Annotated in this window: 22 protein-coding genes; 12 read left to right on the forward strand and 10 right to left on the reverse strand. The window is 66.1% G+C overall.

Translation table 11 applies throughout. The annotated features are described in order from the left end of the window. Positions 1–21 precede the first annotated feature (21 nt). Positions 22–2,349: a response regulator gene (locus PJW05_RS15245; protein ID WP_271407850.1), complete on the forward strand. Its 2,328-nt coding sequence runs from the start codon at positions 22–24 to the stop codon at positions 2,347–2,349. On the opposite strand, the gene PJW05_RS15250 is transcribed toward PJW05_RS15245, so the two are convergent. The 3 genes from PJW05_RS15250 to msrB all read right to left on the reverse strand — a co-directional run bounded on the left by PJW05_RS15250 (position 2,330) and on the right by msrB (position 3,788). After that, a complete protein-coding gene (locus tag PJW05_RS15250; protein ID WP_271407851.1) occupies positions 2,330–2,797 on the reverse strand; it encodes a MarR family winged helix-turn-helix transcriptional regulator in 468 nt (155 codons plus the stop codon). The genes PJW05_RS15245 and PJW05_RS15250 overlap by 20 nt on opposite strands. Beyond that, positions 2,794–3,279, reverse strand: a complete 486-nt coding sequence (locus PJW05_RS15255; protein ID WP_271407852.1) for a glutathione peroxidase — start codon at positions 3,277–3,279, stop codon at positions 2,794–2,796. The genes PJW05_RS15250 and PJW05_RS15255 overlap by 4 nt, the downstream gene beginning before the upstream one ends. Positions 3,280–3,395: 116 nt before the next feature. Next, positions 3,396–3,788: a peptide-methionine (R)-S-oxide reductase MsrB gene (msrB, locus tag PJW05_RS15260; protein ID WP_271407853.1), complete on the reverse strand. Its 393-nt coding sequence runs from the start codon at positions 3,786–3,788 to the stop codon at positions 3,396–3,398. Between the two features lie 174 nt (positions 3,789–3,962). On the opposite strand from msrB, the gene PJW05_RS15265 reads away from it, so the two are divergent. From PJW05_RS15265 to htpX, 3 genes are all read left to right on the forward strand, one after another. Further along, the gene (locus PJW05_RS15265) at positions 3,963–5,174 is read left to right on the forward strand and encodes a pyridoxal phosphate-dependent aminotransferase (protein ID WP_271407854.1); all 1,212 of its coding nucleotides are present in this window, start codon (positions 3,963–3,965) and stop codon (positions 5,172–5,174) included. 6 nt (positions 5,175–5,180) lie between these two features. Continuing rightward, positions 5,181–5,633, forward strand: coding sequence for a hypothetical protein (locus PJW05_RS15270; RefSeq protein WP_271407855.1), 453 nt, complete (start codon positions 5,181–5,183; stop codon positions 5,631–5,633). 88 nt (positions 5,634–5,721) lie between these two features. After that, positions 5,722–6,594, forward strand: a complete 873-nt coding sequence (htpX, locus tag PJW05_RS15275) for a protease HtpX (protein WP_271407856.1) — start codon at positions 5,722–5,724, stop codon at positions 6,592–6,594. A gap of 49 nt (positions 6,595–6,643) precedes the next feature. Here the strand turns inward: htpX and PJW05_RS15280 are convergent, their stop codons facing one another. Beyond that, positions 6,644–7,846 (reverse strand): ISL3 family transposase, encoded by a 1,203-nt coding sequence (locus tag PJW05_RS15280; protein ID WP_271407857.1) that lies wholly within the window; start codon positions 7,844–7,846, stop codon positions 6,644–6,646. Positions 7,847–7,976: 130 nt separating this feature from the next. Then, positions 7,977–8,633, reverse strand: coding sequence for a thiopurine S-methyltransferase (locus PJW05_RS15285; RefSeq protein ID WP_271407858.1), 657 nt, complete (start codon positions 8,631–8,633; stop codon positions 7,977–7,979). A 99-nt stretch (positions 8,634–8,732) separates the two neighbouring features. Here PJW05_RS15285 and PJW05_RS15290 point away from each other — a divergent pair, with 99 nt between their 5' ends. Together PJW05_RS15290 and PJW05_RS15295 are read left to right on the forward strand one after the other, a co-directional pair. Continuing rightward, positions 8,733–9,500, forward strand: a complete 768-nt coding sequence (locus PJW05_RS15290; protein ID WP_271407859.1) for a DODA-type extradiol aromatic ring-opening family dioxygenase — start codon at positions 8,733–8,735, stop codon at positions 9,498–9,500. 182 nt (positions 9,501–9,682) lie between these two features. Continuing rightward, positions 9,683–11,014 carry an IS4 family transposase gene (locus PJW05_RS15295; RefSeq protein WP_271407860.1) on the forward strand — a complete coding sequence of 444 codons (1,332 nt, stop codon included), beginning with the start codon at positions 9,683–9,685 and terminating at the stop codon, positions 11,012–11,014. Between the two features lie 44 nt (positions 11,015–11,058). On the opposite strand, the gene PJW05_RS15300 is transcribed toward PJW05_RS15295, so the two are convergent. Further along, positions 11,059–12,726, reverse strand: coding sequence for a DEAD/DEAH box helicase (locus tag PJW05_RS15300; RefSeq protein WP_271407861.1), 1,668 nt, complete (start codon positions 12,724–12,726; stop codon positions 11,059–11,061). Between the two features lie 370 nt (positions 12,727–13,096). Between PJW05_RS15300 and PJW05_RS15305 the strand changes: the two genes are divergently transcribed. Continuing rightward, positions 13,097–13,888 carry a crotonase/enoyl-CoA hydratase family protein gene (locus PJW05_RS15305; protein ID WP_271407862.1) on the forward strand — a complete coding sequence of 264 codons (792 nt, stop codon included), beginning with the start codon at positions 13,097–13,099 and terminating at the stop codon, positions 13,886–13,888. A 58-nt stretch (positions 13,889–13,946) separates the two neighbouring features. On the opposite strand, the gene PJW05_RS15310 is transcribed toward PJW05_RS15305, so the two are convergent. After that, a complete protein-coding gene (locus PJW05_RS15310; RefSeq protein ID WP_271407863.1) occupies positions 13,947–14,693 on the reverse strand; it encodes a spermidine synthase in 747 nt (248 codons plus the stop codon). Between the two features lie 167 nt (positions 14,694–14,860). Here PJW05_RS15310 and PJW05_RS15315 point away from each other — a divergent pair, with 167 nt between their 5' ends. Genes PJW05_RS15315 through PJW05_RS15330 form a run of 4 tightly spaced genes read left to right on the forward strand, consistent with a single transcriptional unit; the run spans position 14,861 to position 19,118 of the window. Further along, the gene (locus PJW05_RS15315; RefSeq protein WP_271407864.1) at positions 14,861–16,195 is read left to right on the forward strand and encodes a flavin-containing monooxygenase; all 1,335 of its coding nucleotides are present in this window, start codon (positions 14,861–14,863) and stop codon (positions 16,193–16,195) included. A gap of 17 nt (positions 16,196–16,212) precedes the next feature. After that, positions 16,213–16,995, forward strand: coding sequence for an SDR family NAD(P)-dependent oxidoreductase (locus tag PJW05_RS15320; protein ID WP_271407865.1), 783 nt, complete (start codon positions 16,213–16,215; stop codon positions 16,993–16,995). Beyond that, positions 16,992–17,729, forward strand: coding sequence for a sulfite exporter TauE/SafE family protein (locus tag PJW05_RS15325; protein ID WP_271407866.1), 738 nt, complete (start codon positions 16,992–16,994; stop codon positions 17,727–17,729). The genes PJW05_RS15320 and PJW05_RS15325 overlap by 4 nt, the downstream gene beginning before the upstream one ends. Before the next feature lie 39 nt (positions 17,730–17,768). After that, the gene (locus tag PJW05_RS15330; RefSeq protein ID WP_271407867.1) at positions 17,769–19,118 is read left to right on the forward strand and encodes a class II 3-deoxy-7-phosphoheptulonate synthase; all 1,350 of its coding nucleotides are present in this window, start codon (positions 17,769–17,771) and stop codon (positions 19,116–19,118) included. A gap of 219 nt (positions 19,119–19,337) precedes the next feature. Here the strand turns inward: PJW05_RS15330 and PJW05_RS15335 are convergent, their stop codons facing one another. From PJW05_RS15335 to PJW05_RS15345, 3 genes are all read right to left on the reverse strand, one after another. Further along, a complete protein-coding gene (locus PJW05_RS15335) occupies positions 19,338–20,543 on the reverse strand; it encodes a winged helix-turn-helix domain-containing protein (RefSeq protein ID WP_271407868.1) in 1,206 nt (401 codons plus the stop codon). 42 nt (positions 20,544–20,585) lie between these two features. Beyond that, on the reverse strand, positions 20,586–21,086 hold the full coding sequence (locus PJW05_RS15340; protein ID WP_271407869.1) for a DUF3291 domain-containing protein: 501 nt from the start codon (positions 21,084–21,086) through the stop codon (positions 20,586–20,588). 75 nt (positions 21,087–21,161) lie between these two features. Next, the gene (locus tag PJW05_RS15345; RefSeq protein ID WP_271407870.1) at positions 21,162–21,401 is read right to left on the reverse strand and encodes a DUF1127 domain-containing protein; all 240 of its coding nucleotides are present in this window, start codon (positions 21,399–21,401) and stop codon (positions 21,162–21,164) included. Between the two features lie 97 nt (positions 21,402–21,498). On the opposite strand from PJW05_RS15345, the gene PJW05_RS15350 reads away from it, so the two are divergent. Continuing rightward, positions 21,499–22,350 carry a LysR substrate-binding domain-containing protein gene (locus tag PJW05_RS15350; RefSeq protein ID WP_271407871.1) on the forward strand — a complete coding sequence of 284 codons (852 nt, stop codon included), beginning with the start codon at positions 21,499–21,501 and terminating at the stop codon, positions 22,348–22,350. The last annotated feature ends 1 nt before the right edge of the window (position 22,351 follow it).

Consider the following 22,351-nt stretch of genomic DNA (forward strand, 5'->3'; position numbering starts at 1 on the left):
AAGGCCAAATCCTAAGCCCCCATGGATATTCCGCTGACACAACGGCTGTCGTTCAAGCAGGCCAGCTTGACCGTGCTGGTGGCCTTCCTCCTCGGCACCGTGCTCAGCGTCATCCAGGTCGCCAGCGACTACCTCGACGAAAACGAGTCGATCGACCGCGAAATCAAGGCCCTGCTGGAAATCTCCCACAGCCCCGCCGCGCGCATCGCCTATAACATCGACGCCGAACTGGCCCAGGAGCTGGTGCTGGGCCTGCTGCGCTCGCCGGCGGTGGTCCGCGCCGAGATCATCGATAACAACGGCGCCGTGCTGGCGAGCGTCAGCCGCCCACGCACCGAGAGCGAGTTCCGCATCTTCAGCGACTTCCTGTTCGGCGAACGCCGCGAGTTCGAAGATCCGCTCTACATCGTCCACGCACCCAACGAAACCCTCGGCGTGCTGCGCCTGGAAGTGGACACCTTCGCCTTCGGCAATCACTTCCTGCGTCGCGCCATGTTCACCCTGCTCAGCGGCTTCGTGCGCAGCCTGCTGCTGTCGCTGATCCTCCTGGTGCTCTTCTACCGCATGCTGACCAAGCCGCTGGTGGAATTGATCGCTGGCCTCAGCGAACGCGATCCGCGTACCTCGCCGGACGCCAAGTTGCCCTGCCCGCCCAGCCACGAACAGGACGAAATCGGCGTGCTGGTGGACGTGATCAATCGCCAGTTGGCCAGCCTGTCCGCCGAGATGCAGCAACGTCGCGAGGCGGACCAGCGCCTCAGCCAATACCTGGCGGAGCTGGAAGACATCGTCTCGGCGCGCACCGCCGAGCTGAAGGCCGCCAATAGCCGTCTCAGCCGCTACAACCAGGAACTCGAAGTGGCGCGCAGCACCGCCCTGGAGATGGCCAAGGCCCGCGCCGCCTTCCTCGCCAACATGAGCCACGAGATCCGCACGCCCCTCAACGGCCTGCTGGGCATGCTCGACCTGGCCCTGGACGGCCCGCTGAACGCAGAGCAGCGCCGCCAGCTGCAGATCGCCCACGATTCCGGCAGCGTGCTGGTGGAGTTGCTCAACGACATCCTCGATTTGTCCAAGTTCGAAGCCGGCCAACTGGAACTGGAACAGATTCCCTTCGACCTCGGCACGCTGCTGGAGGACACCGCCAACCTGCTTTCGCAGAACACCGCGCCCGGCGTCGAACTGACCTGCCTGATCGACCCGCAATTGCCATCGCTGGTGGTCGGCGACCCTACGCGGGTACGCCAGGTCATCAGCAACCTGCTGTCCAACGCCCTCAAGTTCACCCGCTTCGGCCGCGTCGACCTGCGCGCCACGTCGAGCCCGGGCGGCGTCCTCATCACGGTGCGCGACACCGGCATCGGCATCTCCTCCGAAGCCCTGCCCAAGCTGTTCCAGCCCTTCTCCCAGGGCAGCGCGGGCATCACCCGGCAGTTCGGCGGCACCGGCCTCGGCCTGGCGCTGACTCGTCACCTCTGCGAAGCCATGCAAGGCCAATTGGAGGTCAAATCCCAGGAAGGTGTGGGCAGCCTGTTCAGCGCCGAACTGCCGCTGGTGGAGCACAGCCCGGCGGAGCCCCGTGCACCCTTGCAGGGCAACGTCATCGCCCTGTGTGGCGCCAAGAGCGGCCTGGCCGAGATGCTGGCAACCTGGTTGCCGCACTGGGGCCTGACATTCGAGCGGCGCGACAAGGACGCCGACCTGGCCGATGTACAGGCGGACCTGCTGATCAGCGACTGCCCGGACTGCCTGGAAAAGGTGCGCCGCAGCGCCCAGGTCCCCATCCTGCTGGCCACCGGCTACGACAGTTTCCTGACACCGCCGCAGGCTGCGACCCTGACACCGCTGCACCAACTGGCCCGTCCCCTCTCGCGAGCAGCGCTCTACCAGGCCCTGCGCCGGGTGCTGTTGAAGCTGCCGGAAGAGTCGCCGGCCACGGCGCCGCAGGCCACCGAGCCGACGCATCGTCACGCGCGGGTGCTGCTGGTGGAAGACAACGCCGTGAACCAGTTGGTGGCCAAGGGCATGCTGGCCAAGCTGGGCTGCGAGGTGCTGCTGGCCGCCGATGGCGCCGAGGCGCTGAGCCACCTGGAACACACCACCGTGGACCTGGTACTGATGGACTGCAACATGCCGGTGATGGATGGCTACGAAGCTACCCGGCGCATCCGCCAGAGCGGGCACTGGCCGGACCTGCCGATCATCGCGCTGACCGCCAACGCCCTGCCGGACGAGCGCGAACGCTGCCGCGCCGCCGGCATGGACGACTACCTGGCCAAGCCGTTCCGCCGCGAGGAACTGGTGGCCTTGCTCGACACCTGGCTGCCGGCTACCCAGGCAACCCCATGAGCTGACCCAGCAGCTCGCCCAGGCGCGCGCGCAGCTCGGCCATCTCGTTGAGGTCCAGGCCGCTGGCGCAGATCAGCTCGTTGCGCAGGGGCACCACCTGCCCCTTCAGGGCCACCCCCTCCTCCGTCAGCGCCAGGTGCACTTCCCGCTCGTCATGGGCGGCGCGCCGGCGGCGCACCAGGCCAAGCTGTTCCAGGCGCTTGAGCAGCGGCGTGAGGGTGCCGGAATCCAGCATCAGGCGCTCGCCCAGGGCCTTGACCGTGGGCAGCTCCGGCGGCCGCGCATGCCACTCCCAGAGCACCAGCATGACCAGGTATTGCGGGTAGGTCAGACCGAGGGACTCCAGCAGCGGCCGGTAGCCGCGGATCACCGCGCGGGACGCGGCGTAGAGCTTGAAGCAGAGCTGGTTGTCCAACAGCAGCTCGGGGTCGATCGAAGGTGTGCTCATTTCAACAGGGCTTCGATCTCGGTGCTGATTTCCTCCGGCTTGGTGGTCGGCGCGAAGCGCTTGATGCGCTGACCGTCCTGGCTGATGAGGAACTTGGTGAAATTCCATTTGATGCCCTGGCTGCCCAACAGGCCCGGCGCGCGCCGCTTCAACTGCACGTAGAGCGGGTGGGCGTTGGTGCCGTTCACGTCGATCTTCTTGAACAGCGGGAAGCTGACGCCGAAGTTCAGCTCACAGAACTCGCTGATGGCGCCCTCATCGCCCGGCTCCTGCTTGCCGAACTGGTTGCAGGGGAAACCCAGCACCACCAGGCCCTTGTCCCGGTATTGCTGCCAGAGTTCTTCCAGGCCCTTGTATTGCGGCGTGAAGCCGCACTTGCTGGCGGTGTTGACCACCAGCAGGGCCTTGCCACCGAAGTCCGCGAGGGTTTTCTGCTCGCCCTTGATGGTGGTGACGGGGATATCGAGGATTCTGTCGCTCATGATGAAGACCTGTACGGAATGTGGAGCGAAGAAAATAGCCTCCAATTAAATTGTATGCAATTTAATTTCCCCCTAAAAAGGCCCGCCTTGCGGCGAGCCTCCCCGGAATCCCCGATTCAGCGCGGCTGCAGCTTCAGCGACAGCGAGTTGATGCAGTAGCGCAGGCCGGTGGGGCGCGGCCCGTCGGGGAAGACGTGGCCCAGGTGCGAATCGCAGCGGGCGCAACGCACTTCGATGCGGTGCATCCCGTGGCTATGGTCCTCCAGCTCGCGGATCACCTCCCCGTTCACCGGCTGGAAATAGCTCGGCCAGCCGCTGCCGGAGTCGTACTTGGCATCGGAATCGAACAGCGCTTCCCCGCAACAGGCACAGTGGTAAATGCCCGGGGTCTTGGTGGCGTAGTACTCGCCGGTGAAGGCACGCTCGGTGCCACCCAGGCGACAGACGTGGAACTGGGCATCGGAAAGCTCCTCGCGCCAGCTCTCCAGGGGTTTCTCAAGCTTGTCCATGACGGTCCTCGAAAGGGGGTAAAAAAGCCCGACCCCGGCCTTTTCCGGTCATCGGGCCGCACGTATCATGCGCGATTCATCAGACGCCAGTCTGGCAGCGGCGTTACAGGCTGCCAAGGCACATTGATCCCCGTCGCCCCGTGCGACCCTTTCCACTCGGGACATCCACGCATCATGCAGGTCAGCAAATCGAACAAGCTCGCCAACGTCTGCTATGACATCCGCGGACCGGTGCTCAAGCACGCCAAACGCCTGGAAGAGGAAGGCCACCGCATCCTCAAGCTGAACATCGGCAACCCGGCGCCGTTCGGTTTCGAAGCCCCGGAGGAAATCCTCCAGGACGTGATCCGCAACCTGCCCACCGCCCAGGGCTACAGCGACTCCAAGGGCCTGTTCAGCGCGCGCAAGGCGGTGATGCAGTACTACCAGCAGAAGCAGGTGGAAGGCGTCGGCATCGAGGACATCTACCTCGGCAACGGCGTGTCCGAGCTGATCGTGATGGCCATGCAGGCGTTGCTCAACAACGGTGACGAAGTGCTGATCCCGGCGCCGGACTACCCGCTGTGGACCGCTTCGGTGGCCCTGGGCGGCGGCAAGCCGGTGCATTACCTGTGCGACGAGCAGGCCGGCTGGTTCCCCGACATCGCCGACATGAAGGCGAAGATCACCCCGAACACCAAGGCGCTGGTGCTGATCAACCCGAACAACCCCACTGGCGCGGTGTATTCCCGCGAAGTGCTGCTGGACATCGTCGAACTCGCGCGCCAGCACAACCTGGTGCTGTTCTCCGACGAGATCTACGACAAGATCCTCTACGACGAGGCCCAGCACATCTCCACCGCCTCCCTGGCGCCGGACGTGCTCTGCCTGACCTTCAACGGCCTGTCCAAGTCCTACCGCGTGGCCGGCTTCCGCTCCGGCTGGCTGGCGATTTCCGGTCCCAAGCACAAGGCCCAGAGCTACATCGAAGGCCTGGACATCCTCGCCAACATGCGCCTGTGCGCCAACGTGCCGAGCCAGCATGCGATCCAGACCGCCCTCGGCGGCTACCAGAGCATCAACGACCTGGTGCTGCCCAACGGCCGCCTGCTGGAGCAGCGCAACCGCACCTGGGAACTGCTCAACGACATTCCCGGCGTCAGCTGCGTCAAGCCCATGGGCGCGCTCTACGCCTTCCCGAAGATCGATCCGAAGGTCTGCCCGATCCACAACGACGAGAAGTTCGTCCTCGACCTGCTGCTCTCCGAGAAGCTGCTGATCGTCCAGGGCACCGCCTTCAACTGGCCCTGGCCGGACCACTTCCGCGTGGTCACCCTGCCCCGCGTCGACGACCTGGAGCAAGCCATCGGCCGCATCGGCAACTTCCTCAAGTCGTATCGCCAGTAACGGCCCATGGACCTGCAGATCGACGATTTCTACAAGGACTGCGCCAGCGGCCTGCTACAGCTGTACCAGGCCTTCCCACGGCGCATCGCGCTTTATGTGGAAGACCTGATCGGCCCGTCCGAGCCGGATGAGTTCGGCCTGCCCAGCAAGCGCCACGAAAGCTGCCTGGGCGCCCTGCTCTGGCTGGCCGACGAGGGCTACCTGCGCTTCGACAGCACCCTCCGCTTCGAAGCGCTGGACCAGGCGGTGCTCACCGAGAAGGGCTTTCTCCGCCTCTCCCGCGCACTGCCCGACGCACTCGCCCGTGCCGAGGCATTGCCAGCCAGCGTCCTGCGGGTCCACGCCAGCCTGGCACAGCAATTGCGCGAAGCCCTGCGCAGCGCCGACAGCGAACGCCTCGCACACCTGACTCGACTCGTCTTCGAGGGCGGCGCAGAGCCTTCAGGCGACATAGTTTGAAATAGTCCCTGGTTGAATACGCCAGGGCCGCCCCTTATATACCCCCGCATACCAAAACGCTTTCCGCCGTGAGGAGACTGTTCCAATCATGATGCGCATCCTGTTGTTCCTGGCCACAAACCTCGCAGTCCTGGTGATTGCCAGCATCACGCTGAAACTGCTGGGCGTGGACCGCTTCACCGGCCAGAACTACGGCAGCCTGCTGGTCTTCTGTGCCGTGTTCGGTTTCGCCGGTTCCCTGGTTTCGCTGTTCATCTCCAAGTGGATGGCGAAGATGAGCACCGGCACCGAAATCATCACCCAGCCGCGTACCCGCCATGAGCAGTGGTTGCTGCAAACCGTCGAGCAACTGTCCCGCGAAGCCGGCATCAAGATGCCGGAAGTCGGCATCTTCCCGGCCTACGAAGCGAACGCCTTCGCCACCGGCTGGAACAAGAACGACGCGCTGGTCGCCGTGAGCCAGGGCCTGCTGGAGCGTTTCTCTCCCGATGAAGTGAAGGCCGTGCTGGCCCACGAGATCGGCCACGTCGCCAACGGCGACATGGTCACCCTGGCGCTGATCCAGGGCGTGGTGAACACCTTCGTGATGTTCTTTGCACGCATCTTCGGCAACTTCGTCGACAAGGTGATCCTGAAGAACGAAGAAGGCCCGGGTATCGGCTACTTCATCGCGACCATTTTCGCCGAACTGGTCCTGGGCATCCTCGCCAGCATCATCGTCATGTGGTTCTCCCGCCGCCGCGAGTTCAAGGCGGACGAAGCCGGCGCCCAACTGGCCGGCACCAATGCCATGATCGGCGCCCTGCAGCGCCTGCGTGCCGAACAGGGTGTGCCGGTGCAGATGCCCGACAGCCTGACCGCCTTCGGCATCAATGGCGGCCTGAAGCACGGCCTCGCCGGCCTGCTGATGAGCCACCCGCCACTGGAAGACCGCATCGAGGCCCTGCGCCGCCGCGGCTGAAACGACTCACACTGACTTGGGCGGCCCATTGGCCGCCCTTTTTTTGGGTTCATCGCGCTTTCCCGGGGAAGGCGGCCTTGATTTTCAGGAAGAAGTAGTGGGAGTCCCGGAAGCCGTAGGCCATCCGTTTGATCACCTTGATGCGGTTGTTCACGCCTTCCAGGACGCTGGTGTGCAGGGGGAAGCGGGCGCTGGCGAGGATGCCCCGGGCGTATTTGCGCAGATTCCGGGCAAAGCGTTGGAGCGGCTCCAGACCGCTGTCCCGAGCATGCCGTAGCCAACTTCGCCAGCGCCGCCAGCCCTCTCGCACAGTGGGGGCGTACCAGACTTCCTTCAGGGCATCCTTGAGCACGTAGACCGTGGCCAGCGGCTGGTTGGCGTCGAGTAGCTCCTGCAACTGCACGGCTTGCCCGTCCTTCAGACTCTCGCGGTTGCGCAGCAACAGCCAGCGGCTCTGCTTGACCACCTTGCGCGCCGGTTTGTCCTGGCGCAGCAGGTTGGCCTGGTCGACCCGGATGCGGTCGATCACCTCGCGGCCGTAGCGCGCCACCACATGGAAGAGGTCGTACACCACTTCGGCCTGCGGGCAATGCCGCTGCACCTCCAGGTCGAACGCGGTGTTCATGTCCATCGCCACCGCCTCGATCTGTTGGCAGCGCTCGCCGAGCAGCTCGAAGAACGGACGAATCGCCTCACGGCTGTTGCCATGCCCCACCCACAGCACCCGTGTCCGCTCGGCATCCATGATCACCGTGGCGTAGCGATGGCCCTTGTGCAGGGCGAACTCGTCCATCACCAACCGGCGCACCTCGCCCGGATCGAACGCGCCGACGGCGGCTTCCAGGCGACGTTTATCGAGCTGCTTGAGCGTGTGCCAGTGCAAGCCGGTGAGGCGGCTGACGTGGCTGATCGGCAGCAGTTGCAGCAAAGCCTCGAGCCAGGCCTGCAAGCGCCGCGTCAGGCGTGACGCCGGCTCCAGCCAGGCGATCCGCTCGGTCACCCGCCCACAGCGCAGGCAGTCAACGCGGCGCACCGGCACCTGGAGCAGAACGCGCTGGTCGAGCAAGTCGCGATCGCGTACCCGACGCAGTCGGCACTCATGGATCAGCGGACAAGCTTGGCCGCAGCGCCCACATTCGGGGATGGCGTCGGCTCGAGGCTTGAGTTCGATCAGCAGGGTGTTGTCGGCAGAGGGGCGACAGGCGACGACTTCGTAGCCTGGCCAGAACTGGGCAAGATCAATAGGATGCACGGCGGCAGCAGGGAGTGGGGGTTGGTTCGTTTGGCGACTGCCAATTTACCCACTTCCCTGACTGTCAACGCGCTCTTCCCCCAGACTCCGCGAAGAACCTTTTTTTGCCTGCACTAAGGCGCCGGTCGCCCTACTTCCGGCGCAGGCGAAACACCGGCTCATGCAGGGCGTTCAGCCCCCGTGAAGCGAACTTCCAGTTCTTCTCCAGCACATCGTTGCGCTCCAGCAGTTCGACCTCCCAGCCCGCCTCCAGGCGCTGGCGAACTTCCGCCTCCGATACGGAAAACGGCGGGCCGTCCAGGCGCGTCTGTTCATAGTCCAGGGTCACCATCAGCCCCTCGCACGGCTTTGGCAGAATGCGCTCCAGATGGCTCACGTAATCGTCACGCATGGCCGGCGGCAGGGCGATGATCGCTGCGCGGTCGTAGAGCGCGTGGCAATCGGCGACATCGGCGGCACCGAGGGCGAAAAAGTCTCCCTGGAGGATTTCGATGGCCCCCACGCTGTAGCGGCGCAAGGCACCTTGCTGCGTGACCTCGGGAATCAACGCCTGTTCGGCAAAGAAGTCCTGCACCGCCCGCTCGGCCAGCTCGATACCCAGCACGCGGTGCCCCTGCCCCACCAGCCAGACCATGTCCAGGGTCTTGCCGCAGAGCGGCACCAGCACCCGGGCGCCTTGGGGTAACCCCAAGCGTGGCCAGTAGCGCTGCAGATAGGGGTTGACCTCGTGCTGATGGAAGCCGATCTGGCTCTCCGCCCAACGTGCCTGCCAGAACTGCTCGTCCATGATTCCTCCACGAGTTCGATCAAAACGCTCAAATATTTATGCTGGATGTCGATACATCCAGCCCGGATGATGCCGGCATCCTACCTAAGGCACTCCGAAATGCTACCCAGCCTCTATATCTCCCACGGTTCGCCCATGCTGGCCCTGGAACCCGGCGAAAGCGGCCCGGCGCTGAAGGCCCTGGCCGACGCCCTGCCGCGCCCGCAGGCCATTCTGGTGGTCTCCGCCCACTGGGAAAGCAACCTGCTTCGACTCAGCGGCGGCCCCCATCCGGAAACCTGGCATGACTTCCATGGCTTCCCGCCACCGCTCTACGCCGTGCAGTACCCGGCTCCCGGCGCACCGGCGCTGGCCCGCGAGATCGCCGAGCTGCTGACCGGCGCCGGCCTTGACGCCAGTGTCGACCCGCAACGCCCCTTCGACCACGGCACCTGGGTACCGCTGTCGCTGATGTACCCGCAAGCCGATGTCCCGGTACTCCAGCTCTCGCTGCCGAGCCGGCTCGGCCCGGCATTCCAGACCCGCGTCGGCAAGGCCCTGGCCGGATTGCGCCAGCGCGGCATCCTGCTGATCGGCTCCGGCAGCATCACCCACAACCTGGGCGAGCTGGACTGGCGCGCCGGCCCCGAGGTGGTCGCACCCTGGGCCCGGGAATTCCGCGACTGGATGGTGGAGCGCCTGGAAGCCGACGACGAGGCCGCGCTGCACGACTACCGACGCCTGGCGCCTCATGCGGCGCGCAACCATCCCCGCGACGAACACTTGCTGCCGCTCTACTTCGCCCGTGGCGCCGGCGGACGCTTTGGCCTGGTACACAGCGGTTTCACCCTGGGGGCGCTGGGGATGGATATCTACCGCTTCGACTAGCCACGCGCAGGCAAGTAATTGCTGTCCGCGAGTGAACGTATTCGCGAATGAATTCGCTCCCCCCCTTTTCAGCCACCCATGAAAAAGCCCCGCGTTTGCGGTAATGCTGTTCACATAAGCATTTGAGCTGCAGCCGAGGCTCCCCGAGAATCCGATGCCAGACCTCTGGCATCGGATTTTTTATGTCCTTTCAACAGCAGTTGCTCGACCTGGGCGAGTTGTTCAACTTCTCCGACTTGAGCACCTTCACCCAAAACATCCCGATCGAGTGGGTGGCCTCGGCGCTGGACCTTTCTGCCCAGGCCACCATCCGCCGCCGACGCCTGCCCAGTGATCAGGTGCTCTGGCTGGTGCTCGGCATGGCCTTGTTCCGCGACGAGCCGGTCCATGAGGTGGCGCGGCGCCTGAACATCTGCGCCCAGGGGCTGGCCTCCGACCACCTGCTGGCCAGAAGTGGGGTCACCGAGGCACGCAAACGGCTGGGGGCCGATCCGGTTGAATGGCTGTTTCGCCAGACGGGTCAGCAATGGGGGTGTGAGCGCTATGACGGCGATAGCTGGCAGGGCCTGCAGGTGTTGGCGGTGGATGGTGCACTGCTGCGCACCCCGGATACACCCGAACTGCGGGAGCATTTCGGCTCTGGCAATACCGCCACCGACCGTCAGACGCCGTTCCCCATGCTGCGGCTCGTGGCCCTGATGAACGTGCGCTCGCACTTGATTCTGGATGCCCAGCTGAGCCCATACCGGCGCAGTGAAATGCGTTTGGCCGATGCCTTTGTGCAGCAGATTCCCGACCATTCGGTGACCTTGTTCGACAAGGGGTTCTGGAGCGCCGACTTGCTGTTGGGGTTGAACAAGGGCGGTGACCACCGACATTGGTTGATCCCGGCCCGCCAGGGTCTAGTCAGCGAGGAAGTGACGCGTTATGGCAAAGGGGATCGCCTGTTGCGCATGAAGGTGTCGCCCCAGGCGCGAAACCGTAACCCGAACCTACCCACGCACTGGGAGGTGCGCGAGGTCAGCTACGAAGTCCAGGGCAAGGTAAAAACCGTTCTGACCTCGCTGCCGGCCGAGCGCTACAGCGCCAAGGCGGTCGCCACACTGTACCGGGAGCGCTGGGAGATCGAACTGGGTTTCCGGAACATCAAGAGTTCCCTGCAGCAGAATGCGGTGACCCTGCGCAGCAAGGTCAAGGCGTTGGTCTACCAGGAGGTCTGGGGATTGTTGCTGGCCTACAACATCATCCGCCGTGAGGCCGGTCAGGCGGCAGTCGCCTTCGGCCGCTCACCCGCCGACATCCGCTTCAAGCCGGTGGCTCACTATATCGCCGTGCAATTGATCGTGATGGCGGCGGCCAACCCGATTTCGGCCACGGGCCGTCGCCTGTCGGAGTTGCGAGCCGGTATTGGCGGACTGTTTCTGGATCACCGCCCCAAGCCATCAAGACCCAGGACGGTGAAGATTTCCAAGACCCGCTACCCGGTGGACCGCAAGGCTGCTCCGCTTAAGTGAACAGCATTACGCGTTTGCGGGGCTTTCTCGTTGCTGACGGCGTATCAGTCTTCGCGGTAGCGACGCAGCTTCAGTTGCTTGCCGGCGACGCGGGTGTCCTTCAGCTTGCCCAGCAGGCGGTCGAGGCCTTCTTCCGGCAGCTCGATGAGACTGAAGGTCTCGCGGATCTGGATACGGCCGATGGCCTCGCGGGCGATGCCGCCTTCATTGAGGATGGCGCCGAGCAGGTTCTTCGCGGCGATGCCGTCGCGGGTCCCCAGGGCGGTACGGCAACGTACGCGGCCCTCGGCCAGCGGCATCGGCGCCCGACGCTCGCGGTATTCGCCACGCTCGCCACCTTCGCGCTCGCGGCGCTCGCGCGGCTGGAAGCTCGGCACCAGCGGCTGCTCGCGCTCCACATCGGCCAGGTTCAGCGCCTGACCATTGGTGGCCTTCTTCAGCAGCGCCGACGCCAGGGCACGCGGGCTGCAGCCGATATCGGCGATCAGGCGGTCCAGCAGCTCGCCGTGGCTGGCTTCTGCCTCGGCGACCAGCGGAGTGAGGCCGGCGGTGAGCTTCTTGATGCGTGCGTCCAGCACCTGCTGGGCGTTGGGCAGGCGCACCTCGGCAACCTTCTGGCCGGTCACGCGCTCGATCACCTGCAGCATGCGGCGCTCGCGCGGGGTCACCAGCAGCAGCGCACGACCATCGCGGCCGGCACGACCGGTACGGCCGATGCGGTGCACGTAGGATTCCGGGTCGTACGGCATGTCCACGTTGAACACGTGGGTGATGCGCGGTACGTCGATACCACGGGCGGCGACGTCGGTGGCGACGACGATGTCGAGGCGGCCGTCCTTGAGGGACTCGATCACGCGCTCGCGCTGGTTCTGGGCGATGTCGCCGTTCAGCGCGGCGGCCTTGTAACCCTTGGCTTCCAGGGCGCTGGCCAGGTCCAGGGTGGCCTGCTTGGTGCGCACGAAGGCGATCAGGGCGTCGAATTCCTCGACTTCCAGCAGACGCAGCACGGCGGCGGTCTTCTGGTCGGCGTGGACCATCAGGTGGGCCTGTTCGATACGCGCCACGGTCTGGGTCTTGGCAGCGATCTTGACGTGCTGCGGGGTCTTCAGGTGACGCTCGGCGATGGAGCGGATCGACGGCGGCAGGGTGGCGGAGAAGAGCACGCTCTGGCGGCTTTCCGGGAGGGCCTCGAAGATCACTTCCAGGTCGTCCATGAAGCCGAGCTTGAGCATCTCGTCGGCCTCGTCCAGCACCAGTTGGTGCACGGTGGCGAGCATCCTGTCGTCACGGCGCAGGTGGTCGCAGAGGCGGCCGGGGGTGGCCACGATCACCTGAGCGCCCTGGCGCAGGGCCTTGAGCTGCGGCCCCATGGGCGCGCCACCGTAGACGGCGACGACGTTCAGGCCGGGCATCTGCTTGGCGTAGGTTTCGAAGGCGGTGGCGACTTGCAGTGCGAGCTCGCGGGTCGGTGCCAGGATCAGCGCCTGCGGCTCTCGTTTGGCCGGATCGATGCGCGACAGGATCGGCAGCGCGAAGGCTGCGGTCTTGCCGGTACCGGTCTGGGCCTGGCCGATCATGTCGTGACCGGCGAGGATCACCGGAATCGACTGGGCCTGAATGGGGGACGGCTCTTCGTAACCGACCGCCGAGATGGCGGCCAGTACGGAAGGATGAATGCCGAGCGCGGCGAATCCGCCGATTTCCTGGGTCATGGGTCTGCCTCGTGTGCATCCGCAAAGACCCTTGTTCCATGGCTGCGCATGCCGTGAAGGACCTTGTGGGTCAACCCTGGCAGCCTGGTAGAGAATTTGCGTGAACGCTTTTATGGGAATGGATGTGACGTCAAGGGTAGCCCGCAGTGCGGACTCGTCGCCGAAGGCAAAGGGCCTCGGGATAACGCAGTACTTGAACGGGGCCGTCAATTGGCCGGCGCGCATCATACAGCAAAAAACCCGACCAGCGTGCAGTTTTTTTGGCGCCGGGTGTTCCGCTCCGCCGGACGGCGCGGGTCAATGGACAAGCCTCCGGAGGCGGTCTATATCCCACCTGCCCTACCGCCATTCCTTCGAAGGAAAGCCCGCCATGTCCCCGAACGCCCAAGGCCGCGTCAGCCGTGAAACGCGTGGCCACGTCCTGCTGATCGGCCTCGACCGCACCGCCAAGCGCAATGCCTTCGACCTGCCCATGCTGGAGGAGCTGGTCCTGGCACTGGGCGACTACGAGCGGGACGACAACCTGCGCTGCGCCCTGGTCTTCGCCCATGGCGAACACTTCACAGCAGGCCTGGACCTGGCCAGTATCGGCGACACCTTCCGCCAGGGCTGGCAGGTGCCGTCCGGCGCCATCGACCCCTGGGGCACCTTCGGCGGCCCCCGCCTGACCAAGCCCCTGATGGTGGCGGTGCAGGGCTACTGCTACACCATCGGCATCGAACTGATGCTGGCCGCGGACATCAATCTCTGCGCCAGCAACACCCGCTTCGCCCAGATTGAGGTGCAACGCGGCATCTTCCCCTTCGGTGGCGCGACCCTGCGGCTGCACCAGATCGCCGGCTGGGGCAACGCCATGCGCTGGTTGCTCACCGGCGACGAGTTCGACGCCCACGAGGCCTACCGGCTGGGGCTGGTGCAGGAAGTGCTGGCCAGCGAGGACCTGCTACCCCGTGCCATCCACCTGGCAGAACGGGTGGCGGCCCAGGCGCCCCTCGGCGTGCGGGCGGTGCTGGCCTCGGCGCACCAGACCCTGGACGAAGGGGAAAAGGCCGCCGCGCACAGCCTGCCGGCCACCGCCCAGCGGTTGCTGGACACCGAAGACGCCAAGGAAGGGCTGCGGGCGATGTTGGAAAGGCGTGACGGCCACTTCAAGGGTAAATAGCCGGGACCGAACCAGAGAAGGATGACCTGGCAACGCCGCTACCGACTCCTCGCAGCGCCTAGCTCGCCGGCCGCAGCACATCCAGCAGTGACTGCAACGAATAGCCCAGCGCCGGCGCCAGGGCGTCGGCCCTGGCCTTGAGGGCATCGAGGTCCAGCGTCTGGTCCAGGTCGGCCGGCACCAGCAGCACCACGTTGCCCTCCTTCACCGGGCATTCCCAGTAATGCCGGTGGAACAGTCCGCGCAGCAAGGCCGCGCCCAGGGGCCTGCCGTCGTCCCCCGCCCACTGGTTGATTACCAGCCAACCGCCAGGGCTCAGGCGCTTCTGGCAGGCTGCGAGGAAATTCCAGGCCAGGTGACCGACACCCGGCCCCTGGTCGGTGTAGAGGTCGACGAAGATCAGGTCTGCCGGCTCGGCGCTGTCCAGCAGTTCCAGCGCATCGCCGATGCGCACGTACAAGCGCGGATCATCTGTCAGGCCCAGGTATTCCATGGCCAGGCGCGGTACGTCGGGTCGCAGCTCGATCACCTCCACGTCCTCCAGCGGCAGGAACTTCAGGCAGGCCTGGGTCAGCGTGCCGGCGCCCAGGCCGAGGAACAGCGCGTTTTCCGGCGCCTCGTGACACAGCGCGCCGAGCAGCATGGCGCGGGTGTAGTCGTACTCCAGCCAGGCGGGATCGGCGATGAACACACAGCTCTGCTCTACCGCCTCGCCGAATTCGAGAATGCGATAGGGCCCCACCTCGTAGACACGGATCACGCCGAAATCATCGTGCACTTCCGCGAGCAGGCGCTCCTCGGACATCAAGTCATCACTCCTGAAAGGCCGGCGCTGACAATTCGCACCACCCCGACGCAACACCGGCGCCTATTGCCATTGAAGCCGGAACCCATGCTCCCGGCATAATCCAAACCGTTCGCCCGTCGGGGCGAAAACCGCACAAGAATAACAGCGCAGAGGTCGAACCCAGCATGTACGCCATCATCGGCGCCGGCCCCATGGGCCTGTGCAGCGCCCGCCAGCTGCAGAGATACGGCATCCCCTTCATCGGTTTCGAGCTGAACGGCGATGTCGGCGGGCTCTGGGACATCGACAACCCCCACAGCACCATGTACGACTCGGCGCACCTGATCTCCTCCAAGCACACCACGGAGTTCAGCGAGTTCCCCATGGCCGCCGACGTGGCGCCCTATCCGCACCACAGCGAAATGCGCCGCTACTTTCGCGACTACGCCAGGCATTTCGACCTCTACAAGCACTATCGCTTCAATACCCGCGTGCTGCACCTGGAACGCCTGGAGCGCGGCTGGAAGCTGATCAGCGAGCAGGACGGCCAGCGCCGCGAAGGCATCTTCGACGGCGTGCTGATCGCCAACGGCACCCTGCACGCCCCCAATCGCCCCGCCCTGCCCGGCCGCTTCGACGGCGAGCTGCTGCATTCGGCGGACTACCGCTCCGCGGAGCGCTTCGACGGCAAGCGCGTGCTGGTGGTGGGTTGCGGCAACTCGGCCTGCGACATCGCCGTCGACGCCGTGCACCGCGCCCGTTCGGTGGACCTCTCGGTGCGCCGTGGCTACTACTTCCTGCCCAAGTTCCTGCTCGGCCGGCCGATCGACACCTTCGGCGGCGCCGTGAAGCTGCCCCGCCGCCTCAAGCAACTGGTGGACGGCCTGCTGGTACGGGCGCTGATCGGCAAGCCTTCCGACTATGGCCTGCCGGACCCGCACTACAAGCTCTACGAATCCCATCCGGTGGTGAACTCGCTGGTGTTGCACCACCTGGGCCATGGCGACATCACGCCGCGCCCGGACATCACCCTCGTCGAGGGCCGCCGCGTGACCTTCAGCGACGGCCGCCAGGCCGAGTACGACCTGATTCTGCAGGCCACCGGCTACAAGCTCGACTACCCCTTCATCGACCGCGCCGAGCTGAACTGGCCCGAGCGCGCCGGTGCGCCGCAGCTGTACCTGAACATCTTCCACCCCGCGTACGACGACCTGTTCATGATGGGCATGGTCGAGGCCTCCGGCCTGGGCTGGCAGGGACGCGCGGAACAGGCCGAGCTGGTGGCCCTGTACATCCGCCAGCAGCAGGCGCGTAGCGCCCAGGCGGCACGCTTCCGGGCACTGAAGGCGGAGCGCGCCAGCCAGCGCCTGGACGGCGGCTACACCTACCTGGAGCTGGAGCGCATGGCCTACTACGTGCACAAGGACAGCTACCGCAACCAGGTGAAACGGCACATCGCCGAACTGCGCCAGGGCCTTGCGGCCGGCGCTCCCGCAGACGCCACCCAGAGCCTGGCCTGAGCATGGGGAGGCAGGACATGAACGTGATCCTGATCACCGGTGCCGCCAGCGGCCTGGGCTGGGAGCTAGCGCGTGCCTGCCATGCCCGCGGCGACGCGTTGCTGCTCACCGACCTGGACGCCGCCGGCCTCGCCGCGCGGATAGCCGAACTGGGCGAGGCGCGGGTCCTGGGCCTGGCCGGCGACATCACCGACAGCGACCTTCACACACGCCTCGTCGACGCCTGCCGCGCGCGCTTCGGCCGACTCGACCTGCTGATCAACAATGCCGGCATCACGCACCGGTCGCCCACCGTCCGGACCGCGCCGCAGGTGTTGCGCCGGGTGATGGCGGTGGACTACCACGCACCGCTGGAGCTCACCCTGGCCGCCCTGCCGCTGCTGCGCGAAAGCCGGGGCCAGGTGATCGCCATCGGCTCCATGGCCGGCTGGATGCCGGTGCTGGGGCGCGCCGGCTACTGCGCTGCCAAGAGCGCCCTGGCCCAGGCCTTCGAAGTGCTGCGCGCGGAAATCGCCCGTGACGGCGTGGGCCTGCTGATGGTCTACCCGAGCTTTCTCGACACCCCCATCGACCGTAACGCCCTGGGCGGCGACGGGCGCCCGGCGCAGCACGCACGTTCCACGATTGGCAAGGTACGCCGCGCCGACTGGATGGCCGGCGAGATCCTCAAGGGCGCCGATGCCCGCCGCCAGCGGCTGTTTCCCGATCGCGGCAGCTGGCTCGCCAGCCTGCTGTGGCGCATCGCCCCGAACCTCTACTACCGCACGATGAGCCAGCGTTTCGCCGGGGAACTGGATTGACGGAATTCGCCTGGCTGGCCCTGGGCGGCTTCATCCTCCTCGCCTACACCCTGGAAGCCATCACCGGCTTCGGCGGCACCCTGGTCGCCCTCTCCCTGGGGGCCCTGCTGCTGCCGATCCACGACCTGCTGCCGGTGCTGGTGCCGCTGAACATCCTCATGAGCGGGGCCCTCGCCTGGCACCACCGGCGCCTGGTGCAATGGCGCCTGCTGCTGTTCACCGTGCTGCCGGGCATGCTCGTCGGCACCCTGGTCGGCTATGGGCTGCGGCCCTGGCTGGAGGACAGCGCGATGAGGCTCGGCTTCGGCGTGCTGATTCTCTGCGTCGCCCTGCGCGAGCTGCTGCGCGGCGCGCCCAGTGGCCGCGCACCGGCCTGGATGATCCGCCTGCAGACCGGCGCCGCCGGCATCAGCCACGGCCTGTTCGCCTCCGGCGGGCCGCTGCTGGTCCACGCCCTGGCCGGCAGCGCGCTGGACAAGTCGCGCCTGCGCGCCACCCTGCTGTGCGTCTGGTTCGGCCTGAACAGCCTGCTCACCCTGGCCTTCCTCGCGGATGGCAGCCTGGCCCCCGCGCTGCCCCGGGTTGCCGCCTATGCGCCGCTGCTCATCCTCGGCGTGCCGGCCGGGGAATACCTGCACAAGCGCCTGGCGGAGGCGCACTTCCGCACTGCCATCCACCTGCTGCTCGGCCTCTGTGGCGTGCTGCTCTGCTGCCGCGCCCAGGCTTTCGGTTAACATGGCTCATCTACCGCAAGCAGCCGTATCGAGACCCTGATGAGCAGCCAAGAATGGAGCCCTGAAAGCTGGAGGAGCAAACCCATCCAGCAACAGCCCGAGTACCCGGACGCCACCAAGCTGGCCCATGTCGAGAAGACCCTGGCGAGCTTCCCGCCGCTGGTGTTCGCCGGCGAGGCACGCGAACTGCGCCGCCAGTTCGCCGAGGTCACCGAAGGCCGCGCCTTCCTGCTGCAGGGCGGCGACTGCGCGGAAAGCTTCGCGGAGTTCTCCGCCGCGAAGATCCGCGACACCTTCAAGGTGCTGCTGCAGATGGCCATCGTCATGACCTTCGCCGCCGGCTGCCCGGTGGTGAAGGTGGGCCGCATGGCCGGCCAGTTCGCCAAGCCACGCTCCTCCGGCTTCGAGACCCAGGGCGAGGTCACCCTGCCGGCCTACCGGGGCGACATCGTCAACGGTATCGGCTTCGACGCCGCCAGCCGCGTGCCGGACCCTGAGCGCCTGCTGCAGGCCTACCACCAGGCCACCGCCACCCTCAACCTGCTGCGCGCCTTCGCCCAGGGTGGCTTCGCCGACGTGCACCAGGTGCACCAGTGGAACCTCGACTTCATCGCCAACTCGGCCCTCACCGAGAAGTACAGCCAACTGGCCGACCGCATCGACGAAGCCCTGTCCTTCATGCGCGCCTGCGGCCTGGACAGTGCGCCGCAGCTGCGCGAGGCCAGCTTCTTCACCGCCCACGAAGCCCTGCTGCTGAACTACGAACAGGCCTTCGTGCGCCGCGACAGCCTCACCGGCGGCTGGTACGACTGCTCGGCGCACATGCTCTGGATCGGTGACCGCACCCGCCAACTGGAGGGCGCCCATGTGGAGTTCCTGCGCGGCGTGGGCAACCCCATCGGCGTCAAGGTCGGACCGAGCATGGACAGCGAGGAGCTGATCCGCCTGATCGACATTCTCAACCCGGACAACGACCCGGGCCGCCTCAACCTGATCGTGCGCATGGGCGCCGAGAAGGTTGGCGAGCACTTGCCGCGCCTGATCCGTACGGTCCAGGGCGAGGGTCGCAAGGTGCTGTGGAGTTCCGACCCCATGCACGGCAACACCATCAAGGCCTCCAGCGGCTACAAGACCCGCGACTTCGCCGCCGTTCTCGGCGAGGTGAAGCAGTTCTTCGAGGTGCACCGCGCCGAAGGCAGCTACGCCGGCGGCATCCATATCGAAATGACCGGGCAGAACGTCACCGAATGCATCGGCGGCGCCCGCCCGATCACCGAGGACGGCCTCTCCGACCGCTACCACACCCACTGCGACCCGCGCCTGAACGCCGACCAGTCGCTGGAACTGGCGTTCCTGATCGCGGAAACCCTGAAGCAGATTCGCCGCTGACGGCCGTGCTGCTCGTGTGGGAGCGATTTCAATCGCGATGCGGGTCGAAGACCTGCCAGTAAGACCTTGGGACGGCTATGCCGTCCTTTCGCGAATGAATTCGCTCCTACAAGTCCCGTAGGTTGGGCTGAAGCATGAAGCCCAACGTGATCCCGCGCTGGAGGACAGGTCCCTCGTTGGGCTTCGCTCAGCGCCAACAGAGCGTCCCCACACCAGGCGTCAGCCCAGGCAGGCCTGTAACCGCAGCGTCCCCGGCCGGCGACAGGTCACCGCCACTTCGCTCAGCCCCAGCCAGCCCGCCATGCGCCGCAGGCTGTCCGCCAGCGCCTGCATGCCGGCTTCGCCAAGGCCATGTTCTTCCTCGTGCAAGGCATGCACCGCCAGGCGGTCCTGGGCGCGCTCGGCACGCAGGTCGACCCGCGCGGCGAGGCGTTCGTCGTGCAGGAAGGGCAGTACGTAATAGCCATATTGGCGCTTGTGCTGGGGCGTGTAGATCTCCAGGCGGTAGCGGAAATCAAACAGCCGCTCGGTGCGCGAACGCTCCCAGATCAGTGAATCGAAAGGCGACAGCAAGGCACTGGCCCGCACCTTGCGCGGCACCCGTGGCTCGCCCAGGCAGAAGGCCGGCTGCTTCCAGCCAGCCACCCGCGCCGGATGCAGCGCGCCCTCCTCCACCAACTCGGCCAGCCGCGCCTGGCTGTCGCCGGCATCCAGGCGGTAGTAGTCGCGCAGGTCGCGCTCGGTGGCCACGCCCAGGGCCTGGGCCGCGCGCAACAGCAAGTGGCGTTGGGCATCGGCCTCGGGCATGTCCGGCTGGTTGAGGAGGTCGCCGGGAATCACCCGCTCCGGCAGGTCGTAGAGTCGCTCGAACCCGCGCCGTCCGGCCACTGTCACCTCGCCGGCGGCGAACAACCACTCCATGGCGTGCTTTTCCGCGCTCCAGTCCCACCAGGGGCCAGCCCGCTCCTCGCGGGTACTCAGCGCGCCGGCGCCCAGCGCGCCCTGTTCGCGCACCGCCTGCAGGACCCGCTGGACCACATCCCGCTGCTCGACGCCAAAACGCGCCAGTTGCTGGTAGATGCCCTGGCCATTGGCCGCGCGGCGCATGCGCCAGCGCATCAGCGGATAGAGCTCCAGCGGCAGCAGCGACGCCTCGTGCCCCCAGTATTCGAACAGCGCCCGGCGCCGGGGCTTGCCCCAGGCCAGGTCGTCCAGCAGTTCGCGGTCATAGTGGCCGAGCCGGGAAAAGGCCGGCAGGTAGTGCGACCGCACCAGGGCGTTGACCGAATCGATCTGCACCACCCCCAGCGCTTCCAGTTGCGCCAGCAGTTGCCGGTGGCGGATCGCACCACGCGGCGCGCGGGCGAAGCCCTGGGCGGCCAGGGCCAGGCGGCGGGCTTCGGGAAGGGAAAGGCTCAGCGTCATGGGGCTCCGTGCCGACAGGGAAAATGACGCGTCACAGTAGCATCAGCTCGCCTCGCTTTCGCGTGCCGACTCGAAGGGCGCGAAGGGTACGCACTGGTCCGGGGCGAGGAAGGTCTGGCGGAAGGTGAAGGCCTCCGGCGTGGGGCCGGTCTCGCGCAGCCGCGCCAGGCGTTCCGCGGCTTCCTGCACGTCCGGCCGATGCCCTCTGGGCACCCACCAGAGTACCTGGCTCACGCCGTCGATGCGCTCGAACCATTCCTTGCGGCGGCGCAGCATCTCGACATGGGCGGAGCGGTAGACGAATTCATTCAGGCTGGCCACGTCTCGCCACACCGAGAGGTTGACCAGCACGTCCGGGCCGAAGGGGCGGATGGCGGTGGCATCGCCCTCCTCGTCCTGCAGCCGCCAGACGAATCCCGGCGCGCTGTCGGCCAGGGCATTGACCGGCGCCAGGTTAGCGACGAAGTCGGCCATGAGTGGAGAATCCAGGGGCGCCTTCATCGAGGCGATATTCAGTTGGGCCAGTTCGTGGGTGTTCGACATCGTTCCTTTCCTGTCAGTCCGACAAAGGATTGCGGCCCGCCCTGCGCTTCACCGGTGGCGGGCCGCATCGCTGCATCACTTCTTCAACGGCTCTTCCCAGAAGTGGCGCTCGCTTTCTTCCATCACATCGGCGCGGGACAGGCCGATGTCCTTGAGCATTTCGTCGCTCATGCTCGCCAGTTGTTGCCGTTGCCGGGACAGCTCCTCCCAGCGCCGGATGTGCTTCCAGGCGGCGGCGAGCCAGCTTTCGCCATGCGACGGCGCCTCGAAATGGATCTGTTGCAGAATACCGATAAAGCCGCGTTGACCTTTCATCTTGTTGCCCTCCCAGTGGGGATGGCGCCAGTGTCCGTCCGGGTCTAAGATCAATCCAACGAATGTTTCTTATGCACTGCATCTCAGGAATTGATGAATGAGCTACCCCGCCATCGACACTGAACTGCTGCGCACCTTCGTCGCCATCGCCGACAACGGCGGCTTCACCCGCGCGGCGGAAGTGGTCAACCGCACCCAGTCGGCGGTGAGCATGCAGATGAAACGCCTGGAAGAGGACGTGCTGCAGCGCACGGTGTTCGAGCGCGACGGCCGCCAGGTCAGGCTGACCGCCGAAGGACAGATCCTGCTCGGCTATGCGCGGCGCATCCTCAAGCTGCACGGCGAGGTGATGAACACGCTGCGCCAGCCGCATATGGTGGGTTCGGTGCGTATCGGCACGCCGGACGACTACGTGATGCGCTTCCTGCCGGGCATCCTCTCGCGCTTCGCCCAGGCCTATCCGCTGGTACAGGTGGAAGTGCACTGCGAATCCAGCGCCCAGCTACTGCAACGCCAGGACCTGGACCTGACCATCATCACCCGCAAACCGGGCCACGATATCGGCGAACTGCTGCGCCAGGAGCGCTTCGTCTGGGCCGAGGCGGTGGGCTTCAGCCCCCATGAGCAGACGCCTCTGCCGCTGGCCATGTTCAACAGCGACTGTTTCTGCCGCGAATGGGCCTGCAACGCACTGGACGCCATGGGCCGCGAATACCGCGTCGCCTACACCAGCCCCAGCCTGGCGGCGCTCATGGCGGTGGTCAGCGCCGGCCTGGCGGTGACCGCGCAACTGCAAAGCCTGATCACCCCTGACATGCGCGTCCTGGGTGAAGCGGAAGGCCTGCCGCAGTTGCCGCTGAGCAACATCATGCTGCTGCGCAACCAGAGCCATCAGTCGCCGGTAACCGAAACCCTCGCCGAGCACATCATCGAAGGCTTCCGCATCTGAG

Origin of the sequence: Pseudomonas sp. Q1-7 (assembly GCF_028010285.1) — a bacterium.
In the GTDB taxonomy this organism is placed as follows: domain Bacteria; phylum Pseudomonadota; class Gammaproteobacteria; order Pseudomonadales; family Pseudomonadaceae; genus Metapseudomonas.